Source organism: Sinimarinibacterium flocculans (assembly GCF_003201205.1).
GTDB classification, from domain to species: Bacteria; Pseudomonadota; Gammaproteobacteria; order Nevskiales; family Nevskiaceae; genus Solimonas; species Solimonas flocculans.
The window spans coordinates 212,837-232,218 of sequence record NZ_QICN01000008.1 but is presented as its reverse complement, the minus strand read 5'-3'; the positions used below and the strand labels follow the sequence as shown (position 1 = coordinate 232,218).

The window sequence follows — 19,382 nt, the reverse complement described above, 5'->3', positions numbered from 1 at the left end:
GATCTGCTCTTCGCTGTACCGCTTCTTCACGTCCGACCTCCTAGTCTTGGGTCGGACTCTAAATCACCGTGCTACTCAATGACGGGGTAACGTCGGACCTATCAGGATGAAGAGGGTGGCATCGGCGATCTGGACGTCGGTATCACCGACACGAGGCCGACGGAGATGCCGGGCGGTGCTGTTGAAGAGGTGAGGTCGCCACAGGGCACCGGCTCGCTGATCACGCATGGGTTCGACACGGCACGTACCGGCATTGGCCGCGTGGTCGTTGCGGTGCAGCCCAGAGGAGCAGGCGCGACGTTCCTTTCCTTCGATCCCGCGCGCTCGGTGCGTGCGCGCTGGCTCAACGAGCGTCTGGTCTACATCGAGGCGTGGCGGGGTCGCATCGCGGCGTCCGAGCTGGTGTTCGACAGTCTGGAGAGGCGTTTCCTGTACCGGAAGCTCGCGCACTACGCTTACGCGGTCGATCCTAGATGCGCGGACTTGGAGAACCGGACCGGACAGTCCGATGCGCTGCCGAAGTAGCATCATCCGGGCCGCGAAGTCATCGTCGTTTCGTGCGCGGAGAGGAATCTTGCTACCGATTGTGTGCGCGCTATGAGATAGGTTCTTCGCTTCGTTCAGAATGGCGGTCTGCTTCACTCGCGAGTCAATCGTTACGGTTTATCGGTCGTGGCAGCCAGTCGGCACTACCGTCTGCTCTACCGGCGACTTCGTTAGTCTGTGCTCGCGCGCGGGGCAAAACCCGGGAGGATCAGATGCAGCATCACCTCGCCTAGATCAACGTTGCCAGGTTCCGCCTGCCCGTTCATGAGGACCACGAAATGAAGAAGCCGGGCGCTGCCGGAACTTCGCCGGCATCCAAGCTGATTGACGCCAAGATCGCCGGACTCGGCGACTGGCGCGGCGAGACGCTGACGAAGGTCCGCCGCCTGATTCACGGCGCGGACCCCGAGATTGTCGAAGAGGTGAAGTGGGCCAAGCCGAGCAACCCGATGGGCGTGCCGGTGTGGTCCCACGGCGGCATCGTCTGCACCGGCGAAACCTACAAGCAGATGGTGAAGCTGACGTTTGCTAAGGGCGCTGCCCTGCCCGACCCTGCCGGCTTGTTCAATGCCAGCCTCGACGGCAACGTACGGCGCGCGATCGACATTCGCGAAGGCGAGACGCTGAACGCAAAGGCGTTCAAGGCCCTGATCAAGGCGGCGGTGGCGGCGAATCTGCAGTCGACCGCATCGAAGTCGAGACCGAAAGCCGCTGCCGTGAAGAAGGCACCGGCGAAGCTGCTGTCGGGCGGCAACCCGCAGATCGCCAAGGCGGACGGCGACGCGCCGGTCCAGGCCTACATCGCCGCGATGCCCGGATGGAAGTCCGATCTGGGCCGACAGCTCGACGCCCTGATCGTGCGCACCGTCCCGGACGTGCGCAAGGCGGTGAAGTGGAATTCGCCGCTCTACGGCGTGGAGAACCGTGGCTGGTTTCTCTCCGTGCACGTGTTCACGCATTTCGTGAAGGTGACGTTCTTCAAGGGCACGTCGCTCCGCCCACCGCCGCCGGGCGGCACGCCGCGCAGCGGCGAGGCGCGCTGGATCGACATCCGCGAGGGTGCATTCGATGCGGCGCAGATGACGCAGTGGGTGAAGCAGGCCGCCAGGCTACCGGGCTGGGTCCCGTAAGGACTCGATACGCCGCGCTGCGCGCGGCACTCGGCCCGAACGGAATGACTGCACGCCGGGCGCCCGACGCTCAGCCCGAACGGACTGATTGCGCTACGGCATCCCGAGAAAATCCGACTTGCCGAGTTCGACGCCGTTGTGGCGCAGGATCGCGTAGGCGGTCGTGGCGTGGAAGAAGACGTTGGGAATCACGAAGTACTCCCAGTACTGCTGGCCGGTGAACGTCACCGGATTGCCGCGCATCTTGATCGAGATCTCGCGCTCGGCCGCGCCGTCGTAGGCGGCCGGGGGAATCCCGGCGATGAGTTCCAGCGTGCGTCCGATCCGTGCCTGCAGTTCCTCGAAGGTGGTCTCGTTGTCCTCGAAGGCCGGCACCTCGTGACCGGCGAGGCGCGCGGCGCCGGCCTTGGCGATGTCGGCCGCGATCTGCACCTGCCGCGTCAGCGCGAACATGTCCGGCGCCAGCCGGCAGCCGAGCAGTACGGCCGGGTCGATCTTGCGCGCCTCGGCGTGCGCGCGACCCTTCTCGAGCACGTTGGCGAGATTACGCAGCGCGCGCTGCAGGACGGGCACGGTGGCGCGGTACATCATCGGCGTGTCGCTCATGGAATCTCCGGATCGGGTCTGGGGTTGTGCTCGGGAATCAGGGGTCGGCCACTTCGTCGTAGCCGCGGTTGAGGAACTGGATCAGGCAGACGCCGTGCCCGAAGGGGTCGGCCAGGTGCGCGACGCGCCCCCAGCGGTGCGTCCGCACCTCGCCTTCGAGCCGTGCGCCGGCCCGCACGGCGCGCGCGGCAGCGGCATCGACATCGTCGACGACGAAGTCCAGATGCACGGGCGTCCAGTGCCTTCGGTAGTCGCGCGGGGCGCTGCCCGGGGCCGGCGTCGTGCCGGCCGGCTTGACCAGCAGGAACACCGACGACGAGGCCCCGGAGAGTTCGACGCCGAAATCGCCGAAGCGGCGGCGCACCGTCAGACCGAGTCCGTCGACGTAGAACGCCAGCGCCGCGGACAGGTCGTCGACGTCGATGTTGGCGATCAGCTCGATCATGTCTCGCGTCCGCCGATGCGCAGGCTGCGCGTGGCGAGGAAGACCTCGCGCAGAAACAGCAGCAGCGCGCTGATCAGCGCGAGCATCGCCAGGATGAACAGCAGGGCCACCGGCACCGACACACGCACCGGCGTCACCGCGCCGAGAAACAGCACGATGATGACGCTGGCGACCGACAGTGCGGCGAAGGTGCACAGGGTGATCGCGCGGCCGATCAGCTTGGCGCGGCGCGCCAGCGTCGACAGCTGGCGCAGGAGCTGTTCGCGTTCGGCGCCGCGCACGCTGTCCATGCGCTGCTCCAGCGCCCTCGCGCGATCCACGACCCGCGCCAGCCGGTGGGCCATCACGTTGAGCGTCGCACCCACGCCGGTGAGCAGGAACGCCGGCGCCACCGCGAGCTGGATCGCGTGCGCCACGGTGCTGACGTCGCCGCCGCCGAACAGGTTGGCCATGGACGCCGATCCTACCGCCGCGCCGCGAACGCCACCATCAGGGCGCGCGGTCGAGCGCGACATCGGCGTGCGAAGCCGGGTCCTCGATCGGTTCGAGGTGGGTCAGCACGCTGACCGGCGCCAGCTCGGCGGCAATGCGCGCCTCGATGCGCTCGACGAAGTCGTGCCCGCGCTGCACGGTCCAGCGACCCGGCACGAGCACGTGGAAGCTGACGAAGTGACGGGCGCCCGACCGCCGCGTGCGCACGGCGTGAAAGTCGATCTTCTCGCCGATGCCCTCGCTGCGAAAACTGTCGAGGATCGCCTCCAGCCGGGCGAGCTCTTCCGGCGGCAGCGAGGCATCCATCAGGCCGGCGGCGGATTCGCGCAACAGCCGCCAGCCCGTCCACAGAATGTGGGCGGCCACCGCCAGCGCGATCAGCGGATCGAGCCATAGCCAGCCGCTCACGGCGACCAGCGCAACGCCCACGATCACGCCGGCAGAGGTCCAGACGTCGGTCAGCAGATGCTGGGCATCGGCCTCCAGCGTCAGCGAACGATGCCGCCTGCCCGCCCGCCGCAGCACCACGGCGACGCCGCCGTTGACCAGCGCCGCCACGGCAACGATCGCCAGGCCCACGCCGGGCTGCGCGATCGGCTGCGGATCGAGCAGGCGCGGCCATGCGGCCCAGGCGATGGCCAGGGCGGCGACGAAGATCAGTGCGCCCTCGAAGCCGCCGGCAAAGTACTCGGCCTTGCCGTGGCCGTGCGCATGCTCGTCGTCGGCCGGCTGCAGTGCCAGCCGCAGCATCGAGAAACCGACCAGCGCGGCACCGAGATTCACGGTGCTTTCGAGCGCATCGGAGAGCAGGCCGACCGAACCGGTGAGCCACCAGGCCCCGGCCTTGAGTGCCATCGTCACCAGTGCCGCGGCGACCGACAGCAGCATCCAGCGGTGCGGCACGGGAAACGGCGGCGTCAGGCGGTGGCGAGGGCGCCGGCGATCTGCGCTTCGAGCGCGTCGAGGTCCGGAATCAGCGCGACCTGGCTGGCGATGCGCACGCGCGAGAGCACCAGCTCCTCGCGATCGGTGCCGTCGAGCGCCATCGGCCGCATGGCCGCGCGGTTGAGCGTGACCAGGTGCGGATATCCCAGCGCGACCAGGGCGATGTGCCCGCCGGGCACGTGGCGCCCGAGCGAGTGAAGCACGACGATGCGCTCGCGCCGCGGATCGCCGCCGAGCCCGCCGCCGTTGAGCAGTTCGAAGCGCACCACCGGCACGCGACGGCTGTTCCAGTCGCAGTGTCCGGCCAGCCACTCCGGACCGCCGTCGCTCGCCTGCAGGGCATCGCGCGCCAGCACTTCGGCGACCGCCGCGTTGGGCAACAGCAGCGTGTCGTCGTGCACGGACATCAGCACGGCATAGAGTTCGTCGGCGTTCACGAGCGGCGCTCCTGCAGGACCGCCTGCAGCTCACCGAGCAGCTGGTCCTCCTGGTAAGGCTTGATCAGATAGCGGTCGACGCCGATCGACGCGGCGCGTTCGCGGTGCTTGTCGCCGGAGCGCGAGGTGATCATCAGGATCGGCGTCTGCGCCAGGACTTCGTTGTTGCGCACGAAGGTCGCGACCTCGAAGCCGTCGGCGCGTGGCATCTCGATGTCCAGCAGGATCGCCGCCGGTCGCTCGGTGGCGAGCTGGGCCATCGCGTCGAGACCGTCCTTGGCGGTGACCACGGCGAAGCCGTGCTTGACCAGCAGGCGCTCGGTGACGCGCCGGATGGTGATCGAGTCGTCGACGACCATGATCGTGTCGCGCTGCGCCTCGGCCGGCACGTCCTCGCCGACGCGCTCGGCCATCTGCGTGCGCAGCGTGCGGCGCGTACGGTCCTGCACCAGGGCGGCGATGTCGAGAATCAGCACCACGCGGCCGTCGGCGAGGATCGTCGCGCCGCTGACGCCGGGGATCGAGCTGATCTGCGGACCGACGGCCTTGGACACGATTTCGCGGCTGCCGATGAGCTGATCGACGATCACCGCCACGTGCCGTTCGCTGCCGCCGATGCCCTCCGGCATGCGCACCAGCACCGCGTGTGCGGTCTTGCCTTCGCCGCCGGCCTCGCGCGGCACGCCGAGCAGGTCGGCGAGATGGCGCACGCGGTAGCGCTGGCCACCGTACTCGAGTTCCGGCCCGCTCTCGGCGAGATAGGCGTCGAGCTGATCCCGCGCGATGCGGGTGATGCCCTCGATGCTGGGCAGCGGCGCGGCGTACATCTCGTGCCCGACACCGACCAGCAGCGACTGCGACATCGCCAGCGTCAGCGGCAGGCGGATCTTGAAGCGCGTGCCCTTACCGGGCTCGGAGGCCAGCTCGAGGTTGCCGCCGAGCTGCTTCACCTCCGCGGCGACCACGTCCATGCCGACGCCGCGGCCGGCGTCCTGGGTCAGCTGACGCGCGGTCGAGAAGCCGGGCATGAAGATGAACTGCGCGGTCTCGTCGGCGGAAATCTCGGCGTCGGCCGGCATCAGGCCGCGGCGGATCGCGGTCTGCCGGATCGCGTCGAGATCGAGCCCGCGGCCATCGTCCGCCAGTTCCATGTAGAGCTGGCTGCCCTCGCGCCACAGCGCCAGCGTCAGCTTGCCCGTCGCGGGCTTGTCGGCGGACTGCCGGGCATCGGGCGTCTCGATGCCGTGGATGACGGCGTTGCGCAGCAGGTGTTCCAGCGGCGCGGTCATGCGTTCGAGCACGTTGCGGTCCAGCTCGGCCTCTGCACCCTCGAAACCGATCTCCACGCGCTTGCCGTTCTCGGCGGCTGTCTGCTGCACCACGCGCTGCAGGCGTGCGACCTGGCGCGAGAACGGCACCATCAGCGTGCGCATCAGGCCCTGCTGCACCTCGGTGTTGATGCGTCCCTGCTGCAACAGGATCGTGGTCGCCTCGCTGGCGAGCTGGTCGAGCGAACCATGCACGGCGGCAAGGTCGCCCACCGACTCGTTCAGCGCACGCGAAAGCTCCTGCATGCGCGTGTAGCGGTCCATCTCCAGCGGGTCGAACTCGCCGGCGTAGCGGTCCGGATTCTCACCGGCGGTCAGGCCGCGTGCGGCGATCTGTGCATCGGTCTCGGCGTCGAGCTGGCGCAACTGGTCGCGCACGCGCTGGATCGCCTGCGCCATGTCGTCGAGCTGCGCCTGGATCGCGGCGTTGTGTTCGTCCATGCGCGAGCGGTAGATCGAGATCTCGCCCGCCTCGTTGAGCATGCGGTCGAGGGATTCGACCGGTACGCGCGCCGTCTCGCGGCGCTGCGCGGCAAGCCCTTCGGCCTCGTCTTCCGGCCGCCAGAACAGCTGCGGGTCCCACATGCCGGCCGGCGCCGGCACCACGGCCGGCGCATCCGCAGCAGCGTCGCCGGGCGTCGCCGCAGCGGCCGGAGCTGCCATCGCATCGTCGGTGGCATCTGCCTCGTCGACGAACGCGTCGGCATCCGCATCGTCGTCGCCCGAGAGCAATGCGGCGTACTGGCCCCGCTGCAGGCGGTCGGTGTAGCGCCGCAATTCGGTGACGGCGCCTTCGACCACCTTGAGTGCGCCGGCGTCGAGCTCGCCGGCGTACTCGAGCCCTTCGATCAGCGATTCCAGCTCGTGGGCGGCATCGCCAAGCACCGGCAGACCGGCCATGCGCGCGCCGCCCTTGTAGGTATGCAGCACGCGCAGCATGTCGCGCGCCGGCGAGTAGTCGCCGGGCAGTGCCTGCCAGCGCGGCAGCGCCTCTTCGAGGATCTCCATGAGTTCCTCCGCCTCGGCGGCGAAGGTCTGCGCCAGCTCGACGTCGAAGTCGTCCGGCAGCGGTGCCGGCGCGGGGGCGCCCGGCGGCACGAAGGCAGGTGCCGGCATCTTAGGCGGCGCGGGCGGCGGCGGAGGCGCAAACGAAGCCTGCGGGGCGTCCTGCACCGGCGGCGTTGCCGCCGGCGATGTCAGCGGCTGCGACAGCTCGTCGAGCAGGGTCAGCGGCTCGGGGATCACGCCGCGACGCAGATCGTCGAGCGCGAGGTGCAGCCCGTCCACGGCGTTGTGGGCCCGCGCGAAGAAATGCGTGTCCGCGACCAGCGTGCCGACTTCCAGATCCTCGAACAGCGATTCGAGGCGATGGGCGACTTCGCCCAGCGTGTCCAGCCCGGACACGCGCGCACTGCCCTTGAAGGTGTGCAGGACGCGCTTGATCTCGCCGAGCGGCGCCAGCTGGCGCGGATTGCGCTCCAGCGCGGCGAGGCCCTGGTCGAGCGCTTCGAGCAACTCCTCGGCCTCGCCCTGGAAGATCGCCAGCAGCTCCTGGTCGGAGATCGCGTCGCCACCGTCGACCGGCGGCATCTCGGCGATGTGCTCGGCATCGTCGTCGGCCGGCTCCGCCAGTGACGGTTCCGCCGGCGAGGATTCCGTGAGTGACGATTCCGCGGTCGGCAGATCGATGGTGGTCGGCGGCTCGTCGACGGAGGCATCGGCGGGAGGCGGTTCGACGGCCGCGGCGCCGGCATCGCTTGCGGACGGCGGCGTCGCCGGCGTTTCGAGGGAGATGTCGGCAGCGGCGGCATCGAGAAACTCGATCAGGCCACGCTCCTCGGCCTCGGCCTCGGCTTCGAGGTCGGGCGCGCCCTCCGGGGCCGCGTCCGGCGCAACCTCGGGCTCCGGGGCGGGCTCGGTGGCGGACACCGGCGTCAGGTCGGATTCTGCGTCGAGTCCAGGAACGGGCTCCTGACCGGGTTCGGTCGCCAGTTCCACGACGTCGTCATCGGCCGTCTGCGGAACGGGCTCGGCAGACGGCATCTCGGGCAAGGTCCCGGCTTGCGGTTGCTCGGCCACGGGCGCGGTGCCCGGCTCCTCGCCGGGCGGCACGGCATCGCTGCCGAACTCCCCGGTGAGGTCGAAGTCCTCCAGCGACAGATCCTCGGGACCCTTGATGGCGGGTGCCTCGTCGGCCGGCGCGGCCTGCTCGCCACCTGCGAGTGGCGCCTCGACCTCCAGCGTCGCGTCGAAATCGTCCAGCGATACCGTCTCGTCCGCTGCGGCAGCCGGCGGCCCGCCGGCTTCGGTAGCGGGCACTGCGGCATCCTGCTCGCGCGCCCAGCCGAGTCCGCTCACGCGCGCCGCCCAGTGCTCGTCGTCCTCGCTCAGACGTCCATCGCGGAAGCGGTCGAGATACTGGAACAGGCCCTCGCAGACCTCGAGCAGAACCGCAAAGGCGGCGGCGTCGGGCACGATGTTGCGCGCGGCCGCGCCGTCGAAGCTGCGGTTGAGCGCGCGTGCCACCTCGGCCACGGCCGGACAGGTGGACATCTGCGCGGCCCCCAGCAGCGTGTGACTGAGCACGCGCAGCTCCTGCGCCGCGCGGCGGCTGTCGGGGGACTGCTGCCAGCCGCGCAGCTCCTCCTCGATCCTCGACACCAGGTCGAAGGCTTCGCTGGTGAAGATCTCGGTCAACTGGCGGTCGGCACTCGCCTGCGCGGCGCTCTGCGGAATCACCGACTGCAAGGCGTCGAGCCGCTGCAGCATCGCCGTGGCGTCCTGGCGTGCGACAGCCGTCGAGCCGACTTCGGCGACCCAGCGCGCCAGCTGCGGCACCGCCTCGCGCAACAGGCCGAGCCCCTCGGCATCGAGCGGCAGATGCGCTTCGCGCAGGGCGTCGAGATAGGCCTCGAGTGCACCGGCCAGCTCGCTGAGCGCCGGCGCGTCGACGACGCGCGCGGCGCCGCGCAGCGTGTGAAACGCGCGTACGGCCTCGGCATCCACGTCCGCAGGGCCGTCGCCCTGCCCGGCCAGCCAGCGCTCGACGGCTGCCAGCTTCTCGCCGACATCCTCGCGGAAGACCTCGGCGATGTCGGGCTCCGCGGCCGCGGCGGGCGCCCGGCCAGCCGCATATTCGCGCGCGTGATCGAGCAGCGTTGCCAGCGCGTCGGGCTGCGCGACGGCACGGGCCTCGCGGAACGCGTCGATCAGCTCCGGCAGCAGGCCGAGCGCCTGGCCGACGGTCTCGACGATGCCCGGCGTCACCGCCACCGAGCCGTCGAGACACTTGTTCAGCATGTTCTCCAGGGACCAGCCGAACTCGCCGATCTCGGTGGCACCGACCGTCCGGCCACTGCCCTTGAGCGTGTGGAAGGCCCGGCGCAGCGTCGTCAGCGCGTCGCGATCCTTCGGGTCACGGCTCCAGCCGTCGTAGGCCGACTGCAGGGTCTGCCGGACTTCGGCCGCTTCTTCGAGGAAGATCTCGCGAATCTCGGGGTCGGCGCCGGCGGCGAACTCGTCCTGCGCCGCAACGGCGGGGAGCGCGTCGGGCGCAAGCTCCTGCGTCGCCTCGGGCACGACATCGGGAATCTCGAGCCTCAGCGTCGTATCGGGCCCGGCTTCCTCGGACTCGACTGTCGCGGACTCGATCGTCTCGCCCAGTTCGGAGGTCGCCGCTTCGAGCCCGCCCCCCTGCTCCAGCAGATCCATGCGCTGGCCCAGGTCGGCGAGGATGCGGGCGGCACCCGGCAGACGCGCACGCTGCGCCTCGATGTAGTACTCGATGGCCGCGACCGCGTCCGCATAGCGGTCGGCGAACGCCGGCTCCTCGCGCAGCCGCGTGTAGCCGGGCGCTGCCAGATGTCGCGCCAGGCGACGGCACAGGTCGGCCGCCTGCGGCTGGGCCAGCACCTCGAAACCCGAGGCGATCTCCTCGAGCAGGCCGACGCAGGGTGGCAGGTCGGTATCGGCACCGCTGCGCAGGTAGGCGTCGACCGCCGCCTTGACCCGGGCGAGGTTGACCAGGAACTCGCGGTAGAGCGCATCGCGGCCTTCGGCGAGATCCCGCGGCGCCGGCACCTCCTCGGACAGCTCGCGGGCGGCGGCGTCGGTGAGCTGCATCTGCCGGAACAGCGCGTCCTCCAGGTCGTTCTCGACCCGCAGGATCGCCGTAGCCAGCTCCATCAACAGCGCCGGCTGCGCTTCGTCGGCCGGCGCCTCGCGCAGGCGCTGGGCCTGGCGTGCGACCACGTCCTGCAGGCGCACGAGACCCAGTGCCCCGAGCGTGCGGCCGATGTGGACCAGCCCGTCCGCGACCGTCCGTCCGCGCTCGCCGCCGTCGTCGCCGGTGCGCACCATCAGGTCGATCTGATCCTTGACGCGCGTGAACTCGCTGCGGATCTCGGACGCGACCTTGGCCAGCAAGGCCGTGTTGGGGCCATGGATGCGCCGGCGCATCTGCTCCAGCGTCGTCGCCGACGGCAGGTAGTCGTCGAGATCGAAGGCCTTGCGCAGCGCCTCGACGCGCGCGCCGCGCGCCGTCGAACGGCCGACCAGGAACAGGAGCTGCAGCGCCAGGTCGGTGGCCTGGCCGGCGGCCGCATCCTCGCCCGAGGCAGCCAGCAGCTTGAGCTGCGCCGCGAGCCGCCCGAACAGGCGCTTGAGTTCGAGCGCATTGCCGATGCCGCGGCCGAGGTAGGCCTCGATGGCGGCGGCGGCCGTGCGCCAGAGCTGATGCACGGCGGCGTGCGTGGCGTGCTGCGCCACCTGCTCGGCGATCTTGCCGGTGCGCGCCGCACCGGTCTGCGCGTCCGCACCGCCGCGCACCCAGGCGACGAGCGAGGCCTGGAACAGCGCCAGCAGCCGTTGCGCCTGCTGCTGCGCACCGCCCGCCTGCACGGTCGCGTCCTGCGGCGGCGCCAGTGTGGCGCCGAGGGTCTGCAGCTGCGAGACGAACAGCTCGCTTTCGGTGAGCACCGGCTGGCCGCGCGCCAGACGCAGTTCGTTGACCGCAGGCTGCATGACCAGCGCGCAGTCCGGCATGCCGTCGGCCAGCGCATGGATGTAGTCGCTGAGCTGCACCGTCGCGCCCAGCAATGCGCCGTACAGCGCCTCGGGCTCGGCGATGCGCTGCTGCGTGAGATCCTGGATGCCCGCCGTCATCTCCGTGGCAACGGCGGCAAGTCCGAAGCACTCGATCATCGCCGCAGTGCCACGGACCTGGTGCAGCTCCACATAGGCCTGCTGCAACTGCAGCGGATCGCCGCTGCCTTCGGCGTAGTGGTCGATGAGCGTGCGCGCACGCGCGATGCTCTGGTCGAGCTCGCCGCGCACCCAGTGGATGCCGGTGATCATCTGCGGACGGCTCTGCGGACCTGGGCTGGCGTTCATATCGCGGCGGACCTGAAGGCTTCGTCCTGCACGAGCCGGTGCAGCGAGAACGCCAGCCAGTGCTGGTTCTCGCGCGCGAAAGCGCCGAGCAGATAGGGTGTGAACGGTTGCGCGTCGTTCATCAGCGCCGGGCGCTGGTCGCCCGGGGCGAACTGCCGGTGACCGGCCACCTCGTCGACGAGCAGGCCGACCGGCGTGCGCTTGGAGTTGAGCACGAGCACGCGCTGCAGGCGCTGTTGCGGGGCGTCGGGCAGTCCGAGCAGGTTCGGCAGGTCCACGACCGCCAGCAGTTCGCCACGCACGTTGGCCACGCCGCGCATCCAGGCCTTGGCATTGGGCACGCGTGTCGTCGGCGGCGGCGGGATCACCTCGCGCACGTCCTCGCGCGGGGCCACGAGCCAGGTCTGCCCTAGGCGGAAGCCCAGGCCGGTCCAGGTCTGCGCCTCGCCGGCGACGGCGTCCATGCGCGCCATGCGCAGCACGCGCTCCAGCTCGGCCAGCTGACCGAATGGATCGTCGCGCAGCGCCCTGAGTTCTGCTGCCATCCCTGCCCCCGCCTATTTCTTCGTGTGAGCCCGCACCGCGCCGAGCAATTCGTCCTTGGTGAACGGCTTGGTCAGATACTCGTCGGAACCCACGATGCGTCCCCTTGCCCGGTCGAACAGCCCGTCCTTGGACGACAGCATGATCACCGGCGTCTTCGCAAAGCGCGGATTGCCCTTGATCAGCGCGCAGGCCTGATATCCGTCCAGGCGCGGCATCATGATGTCGATGAAGATCAGGTCGGGCGGATCGTCGGCAATCTTCGCCAGCGCCTCGAAGCCATCCTGGGCGGTGGACACCTGGTAGCCCTCGCGTGCGAGCAGGGTCTCGGCGGTGCGGCGGATGGTCTGGCTGTCATCAATGACCATGACCTTCGCGATGGGCTCGGTGGACACTCACTACTCCCCGTAAGAAATGCGTCAAGAACATGATGCAAGCGCTCGTATTCGGCGGGTTTTAGCACAGTCGCCAGTGGTCTTGACAGCGCCGTCGCAGGGTCGCGCATCCACCGCGCCCGGCGGCGGCCATGCGTTACCATGCGGTCCCCTTGCCGGCGGCCCCGCCAAGCCGTCGCGCCCCCGATCGAGCCCCGACATGCAAAACCCCGTTCCCCACCTGACGACCGCGCTGACCGGCCCGCTGCTGGCGCTCGAGTCGACCCTGCTGCGGCGTTCCGCGGACATCGAAGCCTGGTTCCGCGAACAGTGGCTCAAGACGACGCCGCCGGTGTACAGCTCGGTGGACCTGCGCAACGCCGGCTTCAAGCTCGCCCCGGTCGACACCAACCTGTTCCCGGGCGGCTTCAACAACCTCAACCCGGCCTTCGAGCCACTGTGCATCCAGGCGCTGCAGACCGCAATCCAGCGCGTCTGTCCGACCGCGCGGCGGGTGCTGCTGGTGCCCGAGAACCACACCCGCAACAAGTTCTATCTGGAGAACGTGGCGACGCTGGTGGACCTGATCGGCAAGGCCGGCTTCCACGTGCGCATCGGCTCGCTGATCCCGGACCTGCACGAAGCCACCGACCTGACACTCGAGATCTCCGGACGGACCCTGCGGCTCGAACCGCTGCAGCGCAACGGCAACCAGGTGCAGGTCGGCGACTACGTGCCGTGCGCGGTGCTGCTCAACAACGACCTGTCGGCCGGCGTGCCGGACCTGCTGCGCGGCCTCGACCAGGAAGTCATCCCGCCGCTGGACCTGGGCTGGCACGCCCGCCAGAAGTCGAACCATTTCGGCTTCTACCGCGAGGTCGCCAAGGAGATCGGCGGCGAGCTCGACATCGATCCCTGGCTGTTCGACCCGCTGTTCCGCAACTGCGGACAGATCAATTTCCAGAAGCGCGAAGGCCAGGAGTGTCTGGAGGCCAACGTCGCCCTGCTGCTCGAGGACATCGCCGCCAAGTACAAGGAGTACGGCATCGAGGAGAAGCCGTTCGTGATCGTCAAGTCCGACGCCGGCACCTACGGCATGGGCGTGATGACGGCGCGCAGCGTCGAGGACATCCGCAACATGAACCGCAAGGCGCGCTCGCACATGTCGAGCGCCAAGGAAGGCAAGGACGTCACCGGCGCGATCATCCAGGAAGGCGTCTACACCTTCGAGAAGCTCGGTGCCGACGGCGCCACGGCCGAACCGGTGGTCTACATGATCGACCAGTTCGTCGTCGGCGGCTTCTACCGGCTGAACTCGCAGCGCGGCAACCAGGAGAACCTCAACGCCCCGGGCATGCGCTTCGAGCCGCTGGCCTTCGAGGAGTGCTGCAGCCATCCGGACCCGAACTGCGGCCCGGACGAACGCCCCAACCGCTTCTACGCCTACGGCGTGGTCGCCCGCATGGCGGCGCTGGCCGCGGCGCGCGAGATCGAGGCCACGCGGCAACTGGCAGCGCCGCAGGGTGAGCCGGATCAGGCGGGAGTCCAGTGGACTCCGGCCCCGGCGAACGCCCGGCCACGGATGGCCGGCCCGGTGGTCGAGTAAATGCGCACGGTCGCGCCAGGGACGGCAGGTATGACTCGTCTATCGGAACTACCGGAATGACGCGCACGCTCGCGGTGGTGATGGACCCGATCCAGTCCATCAAACCCTACAAGGACACGACGCTGGCGCTGATGCTCGCCGCGCAGAAGCGCGGGTGGGCGCTGCGCTACCTGGAGATGCAGGACCTGTGGCTGCGCGACGGCGTGGCGATGGCGCGCACGCGCCCGGTCACGGTGTTCGACGATACCCGGCGCTGGTTCGAACTCGGCGAGGCGCAGGACGCGCCGCTGGGCGAGGTTGACGCCGTCTTCATGCGCAAGGACCCGCCGTTCGATCTCGAATACATCGCGGCGACCTACGTGCTCGAACGCGCCGAGGAACAGGGCGCACTGGTGGTCAACCGGCCGCGTTCGCTGCGCGATGCCAACGAAAAGGTTTTCATCAGCTGGTTCGCGCAATGCTGTGCGCCGACGCTGATTGCCCGTGACACCGCGACGCTGCGCGCCTTTCATGCGGAGCACGGCGACGTGATCTACAAGCCGCTCGACGGCATGGGCGGCGCCGGCATCTTCCGCGTACAGGCCGATGGCCTGAACCTCGGCGCCGTGATCGAGGCCCTGACCGACAACGGCCGGCGCCACATCATGGCGCAGCGCTACATCCCGGAGATCGTGAACGGCGACAAGCGCGTGCTGATGGTCGACGGCGAGCCGGTGCCGTTCGCGCTGGCGCGTATTCCGCAGCACGGCGAGGTGCGCGGCAATCTGGCCGCCGGCGGCCGCGGCGAGCCGCGCGAGCTGAGCGAACGCGACCGCTGGATCGCGGCGCAGGTCGGACCGGCCTTGCGCGAGATGGGGCTGCTGTTCGTCGGCCTGGACGTCATCGGCGAGTACCTGACCGAGATCAACGTGACCTCGCCGACCTGCGTGCGCGAACTCGACGCCGGCTGCGACCTCGACATCGGCAGCGAGGTGATCGCCGCGATCGAGCGCCGCCTCGCCTGAGCCACACGACCGCGGCGGCCCGCGCGCCGGCACCGCGATCACCCGCCCCCGCCATGAAGCTGCCCGAATCCCCGCATCTGCGCCTGTTCCTCCGCCGGCTCGCGCTCGGCACCGGACTCGCCGTCTTCTTCACGTGGCTGGCCCTGCGCCAGCCCCAGGGCGACGACGGCCGGCTCGTGCAGGAGGAGTTCCTCGCGATGGGCACCATCGTGTCGATCTCGCTGTATCTCGATACCGACCAGGACCGCGACGCCGCGCTCGATGCCCTGGATGACGCGCGCCACGACCTCGAAACCTACGCGCAGCGCTGGAGCGCCTGGGGAGACGGCGCACTCGGCCGGATCAATCGCCAGCTCGACGCCGGCGAGCGCGTCGAGATACCGGCGGAGCTGCAGCCGCTGTTCGACGCGGCGGCGCGGCTCGGCACCGCCAGCGGCGGACTGTTCGACGTGCGTGTCGGCCGTCTGGTCGAACTCTGGGGCTTCGACGACGAGGCCCACTACCGCAGCGCGCCACCGGATGAGGCCGCGATCGAGGCGGCCGTCGCCGACCTCGCCGGGGCGCCGCCGCTGCTGCCCGGCGCCGCCGAGTACGGCCCGGCCGCCGGCGCGCGTTTCGACTTCGGTGCCATCGCCAAGGGCGAGGCGACCGACCGCATCGTCGAGACACTGCGCGAGGCCGGATACCCGAACGTGATCGTCAACGCCGGCGGCAACCTGCGTGCAGCCGGTCGCCGCGGCGGGCGGGCCTGGCGCATCGGCGTGCGCCACCCGCGCCCGGGCGCGCAGCAGCGCGTGCTGGCAACGCTCGACATCGACGGCGACGAGGCCGTGATCACCAGCGGCGACTACGAGCGCTACTTCGAGGCCGACGGCGAGCGCTATCACCATCTGCTCGACCCGCGCAGCGGCATGCCGGCGCGCGGGCTGCAGGCCGTGACCGTGGTCGCCCCGTCCGGTGCGCTGGCCGATGCCGCCAGTACCGCGATCTTCGTCGCCGGCCCCGGACAGTGGCGCGACACGGCGCGTGCGCTGGGCGTCGACCAGGTTTTCGTCGTCGATGCGCAAGGTCGCATCGAGGTCACCGCGGCGCTGGCCCGGCGCATCGACTTTGCCGAGGGGTCGGCGGCGATCACCGTGCCATGAGCCGCGGCGACGTTCTCGCCATCGTGCTGGCCGCGGCCTGCGTCGGCCTGCTCTACGCGCATCTCTGGCAGCCCGCCGTCACCGCCACGCACGTCGAGCTGCGCGTCGGCGGCAAGCCGGCAGGACGCTACGCGCTCGCCGATTCGCGCGACGTCGCCGTCGAAGGGCGCCTGGGCACGTCGGTGCTGCGGATCGAGGACGGCCGCGTGCGCTTTCTCCGCAGCCCCTGCCGCAACCAGGTCTGCGTCCACAGCGGCTGGCTGCACCGCGGCGGCGACGCCGCCGCCTGCCTGCCTAATCGCGTCAGCGTCGGCCTGGTCGGCGGCGACGCGCTCGACGGCGTCGCCCACTGATGCGGATCACGCCCTCGCCCGAGGATCGTCTGGTCGCCGGCTATGCGGCGCTGGCGATCGTCATCCATGTGCTCGAGGCCGGCTTCCCGTCACCGATCCCCGGCGTCAAGCCCGGCCTCGCGAACGTGGTGACTCTGATCGTGCTGCTGCGCCACTCCCTGCGCCTGGCGATCTGGGTCGCGCTGCTGCGCGTACTCGTCGGCAGCCTGCTGGTCGGCAGCTTCATGGCTCCGGGGTTCTGGCTGTCGACCGCCGGTGCGGCGGCCAGCCTGCTGCTGCTGACGCTGGGCAGCCTGTGGAACCGCACCGTGCCGGTGCTGCGCCTGGGTGCCCCGGGGTTGTCGGTTCTCGCGGCGCTCGCGCATATGGGCGGTCAGTTCGCCCTCGCCTACACGGTGTTCGTCCCGCATCCGGGCCTGCTGCGGCTGCTGCCGCCGCTCATGACCGCGGCCCTGGCTTTCGGCCTGGCCACCGGTTTCGCCGCGGCGGCGATCCTGCGCCAGCTGCCGCCGGTGGCTGCCGGGCGGCCTTGACTCCCCGTCCGGCGGGCCGATACTGGTCCCATGAACGACGTCGAGGCCTTCCTGAAGCACCAGTTTCTCGTGGCCATGCCCAGCCTGGACGACGAGAACTTCACCCACACCGTCTCGCTGCTGTGCGAGCACAGCGACAGCGGCGCCATCGGCCTGGTGATCAACCGCCCCATGGACCTGCTGCTGGTCGACATGATGGAGCAGATGGGCCTGGAGCACGATCGCATCGACGCCGGGGCCAGCGTGTTCTGGGGCGGACCGGTGCAGCCCGAGCGCGGCTTCGTGATCCACCGCGAGCCCGGCGGCTGGGAATCGTCGATGCCGCTCGACGACGGTCTGTACGTGACCACCTCGCGCGACGTGCTACGCGCGATCGGCAAGGGCGACGGCCCCGACGAGTACGTCGTCGTGCTCGGTTACGCCGGCTGGGGCGCCGGACAGCTCGAAAGCGAGATCCTGCACAACGCCTGGCTCAATGCCCCGGTCGACCAGCAGATCCTGTTCCGCACGCCGCCGCCGCAACGCTGGGCGGCGGCGACCAAGCTGCTCGGCGTCGATGTGACCCAGCTCAGCGGCGAAGCAGGCCACGCCTGATCGACGCACGGTCGGCACCCGACCGGCGCCTGGTCACGCTCAGAAGCGGTACGACAGCAGCAGCGACGTCACGATCGGATCGAGATCGATCGTCGTTTCGCTGCGCGCCAGACGCGTACCGTCGGCGGCGCTGAGCACGATCGTGGACGTCGTCTTCAGCGGTACGTGCGACACCGACGCCAGCACGCCCCAGCGCTCGCCCAGCGCATAGGCGAGGCCGGCGTTGAAGATCGGCGCCCACGACGGCGACGACTCGGCCTCGGCGTGCGTCGGCCCGGGCGCTCCGGCCGCCAAGGCCAGCGGCGCACCGAAGTTGCGCTGCACCTCGTCGCGAAACGACGGATTGAGTTCGATGTCGGTGAACCAGGTATAGGTCGCGCCGACGCCGACGAAGGGCCGCAAGCGCAATTGCGGCTCGAAGAAGTAGTACTGTAGCAGCAGCGCGGGACTCCACTGGCGGGCACGGGCCAGCGGATTGTTCGCAGGGGCTCCGAGGTCGACGCCGATCAGGGCGCCGGCCGGCCCGGTCGGGCGCACCAGGCCCTCGCCACGCAGATCGAAGCGCGCCGGTATGCCGCCTTCGGCCTTGATCGCCAGATGGTCGGTCACGAAGTAGGTCAGCGTCAGTGCCAGCGTGTCCGAGCGGTCGACCGATGCCGCCGTGCCCGGCGACTCGAATTCGGGACCGATCCCCAGCAGCGCACCGAGCGCGGTCGGTGTCAGCTCGGTGCGCAGCGGATCGCTGGATTCGTGCGGAGCGATGAAGAACCAGCCGGCCTGCGCCACCCAGTCACCGGCTTCGTTGGCCTGCGCGACGCCGGCCGAAAGCAGGGAAGGCCACAGCATCGACGCGATCCGCAAGCCGCGACACCACGGCGCCGGGCGCGCGGGGCGGCGTGATCGGTCGCCGGGCGGCATGCGCAATCTCCGGGAGGAACGGAAGCGCCAGCTTCGCGGCAGCCCACTGAATATGCTGTGAATCCCGCCAGGAATGGCCCGCTCGTCTTGAATCGCGACCAGCGAGCCTCGACACTGCCGTCGATGCCGCTCTATCTCGCATTCGATTTCGGTTTGCAGCGCACCGGCGCTGCCATCGGCGACGACTTCACCGGCCGCGCGCGCGCGCTGGCCTCGTTTCCCGGCGAGGACTGGAAGGCGGTGCTCGATCTGGTCGACCAATGGCGGCCGGCGGCACTGATCGTCGGCTTGCCGCTGGATCGCGATGGCTCGGAACAGCCGATGACCGCCGCTGCACGCCGCTTCGCCGCCCAGCTCGGCGAGCGCAGCGGACTGCCGGTGCACCTGGCGGACGAACGCTACAGCTCGCTGGCCGCCGACGAACTGCTGCGCGAAGCCCGCGCCAGCGGACGCATGACACGTCGCGTGCGCAAGGGCGATCGCGACGCGCAGGCGGCGCGGGTGATTCTGCAGCAGTGGCTGGAGAGTCGGGGCTGAGGGTGGAGCGTTTCCGAGATCGAATCAAAGCGGTTTCGGCCCTGCCGGGCCGAGTCACCTTTCTTTGCTTGTGCAAAGAAACGTAACCCAAAGAAAGCACACCCCGTGTCGGCGCCGGCTACGCCGGTACCCTCGCTGCGCGCCGTGCTCGGCCGACGGACCGACGGCACATCCTTGTGCCGGCGGTCCTTGCGCGGCATCCCTGCCGCGCACAGCCTGTGCGCGGCGCTCCACTCGGCGCCTCCAAGGGGACCCAACGTCAAAAGCACGGCGGCTCTGCGCCGCAACGACTCCCTCTCCCCGCTTGCGGGGAGAGGGTTGGGATGAGGGGCCGCTGTTCCGGGTGCCCTTCGGCCGCACCGAGCAGCGCAGCGCGCGCAGTGGGTCAGCCGGCCAGGGACGGCCGGCTGAGCGCTGCCGCGACAGGATGTCGCGTCAGCGCGACCCCGAGCACG

Annotated in this window: 18 protein-coding genes; 9 read left to right on the top strand and 9 right to left on the bottom strand. The window is 70.0% G+C overall.

Going from position 1 to position 19,382, the window contains the following annotated elements; all coding sequences use genetic code 11:
* The first annotated feature begins 189 nt into the window (after positions 1-189).
* The gene (locus tag C8D93_RS14910; RefSeq protein WP_146216623.1) at positions 190-525 is read left to right on the top strand and encodes a hypothetical protein; all 336 of its coding nucleotides are present in this window, start codon (positions 190-192) and stop codon (positions 523-525) included.
* Between the two features lie 299 nt (positions 526-824).
* Positions 825-1,676 (top strand): DUF1801 domain-containing protein, encoded by an 852-nt coding sequence (locus C8D93_RS14905; RefSeq protein ID WP_110266003.1) that lies wholly within the window; start codon positions 825-827, stop codon positions 1,674-1,676.
* 93 nt (positions 1,677-1,769) lie between these two features.
* Here the strand turns inward: C8D93_RS14905 and C8D93_RS14900 are convergent, their stop codons facing one another.
* Genes C8D93_RS14900 through C8D93_RS14865 form a run of 8 tightly spaced genes read right to left on the bottom strand, consistent with a single transcriptional unit; the run spans position 1,770 to position 12,231 of the window.
* Complete coding sequence (locus C8D93_RS14900) at positions 1,770-2,282, bottom strand: DUF1993 domain-containing protein (protein WP_245903921.1); 513 nt, start codon at positions 2,280-2,282, stop codon at positions 1,770-1,772.
* 37 nt (positions 2,283-2,319) lie between these two features.
* A complete protein-coding gene (locus C8D93_RS14895; RefSeq protein ID WP_110266002.1) occupies positions 2,320-2,727 on the bottom strand; it encodes a VOC family protein in 408 nt (135 codons plus the stop codon).
* Entirely contained in the window at positions 2,724-3,179 is a 456-nt protein-coding gene (locus C8D93_RS14890; RefSeq protein ID WP_110266001.1) for a DUF2721 domain-containing protein, read from the bottom strand. The genes C8D93_RS14895 and C8D93_RS14890 overlap by 4 nt, the downstream gene beginning before the upstream one ends.
* A gap of 37 nt (positions 3,180-3,216) precedes the next feature.
* A complete protein-coding gene (locus C8D93_RS14885) occupies positions 3,217-4,107 on the bottom strand; it encodes a cation diffusion facilitator family transporter (protein WP_110266000.1) in 891 nt (296 codons plus the stop codon).
* 29 nt (positions 4,108-4,136) lie between these two features.
* Positions 4,137-4,601 (bottom strand): chemotaxis protein CheW, encoded by a 465-nt coding sequence (locus C8D93_RS14880; RefSeq protein ID WP_110265999.1) that lies wholly within the window; start codon positions 4,599-4,601, stop codon positions 4,137-4,139.
* Positions 4,598-11,320 carry a hybrid sensor histidine kinase/response regulator gene (locus C8D93_RS14875; protein ID WP_110265998.1) on the bottom strand — a complete coding sequence of 2,241 codons (6,723 nt, stop codon included), beginning with the start codon at positions 11,318-11,320 and terminating at the stop codon, positions 4,598-4,600. Before C8D93_RS14875 ends, C8D93_RS14880 begins: the two co-directional genes overlap by 4 nt.
* Complete coding sequence (locus C8D93_RS14870) at positions 11,317-11,865, bottom strand: chemotaxis protein CheW (RefSeq protein WP_110265997.1); 549 nt, start codon at positions 11,863-11,865, stop codon at positions 11,317-11,319. Before C8D93_RS14870 ends, C8D93_RS14875 begins: the two co-directional genes overlap by 4 nt.
* Positions 11,866-11,877: 12 nt before the next feature.
* On the bottom strand, positions 11,878-12,231 hold the full coding sequence (locus C8D93_RS14865) for a response regulator (protein ID WP_110266023.1): 354 nt from the start codon (positions 12,229-12,231) through the stop codon (positions 11,878-11,880).
* A gap of 226 nt (positions 12,232-12,457) precedes the next feature.
* Between C8D93_RS14865 and gshA the strand changes: the two genes are divergently transcribed.
* The 6 genes from gshA to C8D93_RS14835 are packed head-to-tail and all read left to right on the top strand — an operon-like array spanning position 12,458 to position 17,472.
* On the top strand, positions 12,458-13,843 hold the full coding sequence (gene gshA / locus C8D93_RS14860) for a glutamate--cysteine ligase (protein WP_110265996.1): 1,386 nt from the start codon (positions 12,458-12,460) through the stop codon (positions 13,841-13,843).
* A 56-nt stretch (positions 13,844-13,899) separates the two neighbouring features.
* Entirely contained in the window at positions 13,900-14,847 is a 948-nt protein-coding gene (gshB, locus tag C8D93_RS14855; protein ID WP_110265995.1) for a glutathione synthase, read from the top strand.
* Positions 14,848-14,900: 53 nt separating this feature from the next.
* Entirely contained in the window at positions 14,901-15,992 is a 1,092-nt protein-coding gene (locus C8D93_RS14850; protein WP_110265994.1) for an FAD:protein FMN transferase, read from the top strand.
* The gene (locus C8D93_RS14845; protein WP_110265993.1) at positions 15,989-16,345 is read left to right on the top strand and encodes a NusG domain II-containing protein; all 357 of its coding nucleotides are present in this window, start codon (positions 15,989-15,991) and stop codon (positions 16,343-16,345) included. Before C8D93_RS14850 ends, C8D93_RS14845 begins: the two co-directional genes overlap by 4 nt.
* The gene (locus C8D93_RS14840; RefSeq protein ID WP_110265992.1) at positions 16,345-16,878 is read left to right on the top strand and encodes a Gx transporter family protein; all 534 of its coding nucleotides are present in this window, start codon (positions 16,345-16,347) and stop codon (positions 16,876-16,878) included. The genes C8D93_RS14845 and C8D93_RS14840 overlap by 1 nt, the downstream gene beginning before the upstream one ends.
* A 30-nt stretch (positions 16,879-16,908) precedes the next feature.
* Entirely contained in the window at positions 16,909-17,472 is a 564-nt protein-coding gene (locus C8D93_RS14835; protein ID WP_110265991.1) for a YqgE/AlgH family protein, read from the top strand.
* Between the two features lie 39 nt (positions 17,473-17,511).
* On the opposite strand, the gene C8D93_RS14830 is transcribed toward C8D93_RS14835, so the two are convergent.
* Positions 17,512-18,318, bottom strand: coding sequence for an OmpW/AlkL family protein (locus tag C8D93_RS14830; RefSeq protein ID WP_170124045.1), 807 nt, complete (start codon positions 18,316-18,318; stop codon positions 17,512-17,514).
* Positions 18,319-18,477: 159 nt separating this feature from the next.
* Here C8D93_RS14830 and ruvX point away from each other — a divergent pair, with 159 nt between their 5' ends.
* Positions 18,478-18,927, top strand: coding sequence for a Holliday junction resolvase RuvX (gene ruvX / locus C8D93_RS14825; protein WP_245903919.1), 450 nt, complete (start codon positions 18,478-18,480; stop codon positions 18,925-18,927).
* Positions 18,928-19,382: the final 455 nt, after the last annotated feature.

Coding starts and splice junctions, on each gene's coding strand:
- C8D93_RS14905 (WP_110266003.1), top strand. CDS start 825: ATGAAGAAGCCGGGCGCTGCCGGAACTTCGCCGGCATCCAAGCTGATT.
- C8D93_RS14900 (WP_245903921.1), bottom strand. CDS start 2,282: ATGAGCGACACGCCGATGATGTACCGCGCCACCGTGCCCGTCCTGCAG.
- C8D93_RS14895 (WP_110266002.1), bottom strand. CDS start 2,727: ATGATCGAGCTGATCGCCAACATCGACGTCGACGACCTGTCCGCGGCG.
- C8D93_RS14890 (WP_110266001.1), bottom strand. CDS start 3,179: ATGGCCAACCTGTTCGGCGGCGGCGACGTCAGCACCGTGGCGCACGCG.
- C8D93_RS14885 (WP_110266000.1), bottom strand. CDS start 4,107: ATGCTGCTGTCGGTCGCCGCGGCACTGGTGACGATGGCACTCAAGGCC.
- C8D93_RS14875 (WP_110265998.1), bottom strand. CDS start 11,320: ATGAACGCCAGCCCAGGTCCGCAGAGCCGTCCGCAGATGATCACCGGC.
- C8D93_RS14870 (WP_110265997.1), bottom strand. CDS start 11,865: ATGGCAGCAGAACTCAGGGCGCTGCGCGACGATCCATTCGGTCAGCTG.
- C8D93_RS14865 (WP_110266023.1), bottom strand. CDS start 12,231: ATGGTCATTGATGACAGCCAGACCATCCGCCGCACCGCCGAGACCCTG.
- gshA (WP_110265996.1), top strand. CDS start 12,458: ATGCAAAACCCCGTTCCCCACCTGACGACCGCGCTGACCGGCCCGCTG.
- gshB (WP_110265995.1), top strand. CDS start 13,900: ATGACGCGCACGCTCGCGGTGGTGATGGACCCGATCCAGTCCATCAAA.
- C8D93_RS14850 (WP_110265994.1), top strand. CDS start 14,901: ATGAAGCTGCCCGAATCCCCGCATCTGCGCCTGTTCCTCCGCCGGCTC.
- C8D93_RS14845 (WP_110265993.1), top strand. CDS start 15,989: ATGAGCCGCGGCGACGTTCTCGCCATCGTGCTGGCCGCGGCCTGCGTC.
- C8D93_RS14840 (WP_110265992.1), top strand. CDS start 16,345: ATGCGGATCACGCCCTCGCCCGAGGATCGTCTGGTCGCCGGCTATGCG.
- C8D93_RS14835 (WP_110265991.1), top strand. CDS start 16,909: ATGAACGACGTCGAGGCCTTCCTGAAGCACCAGTTTCTCGTGGCCATG.
- C8D93_RS14830 (WP_170124045.1), bottom strand. CDS start 18,318: ATGCTGTGGCCTTCCCTGCTTTCGGCCGGCGTCGCGCAGGCCAACGAA.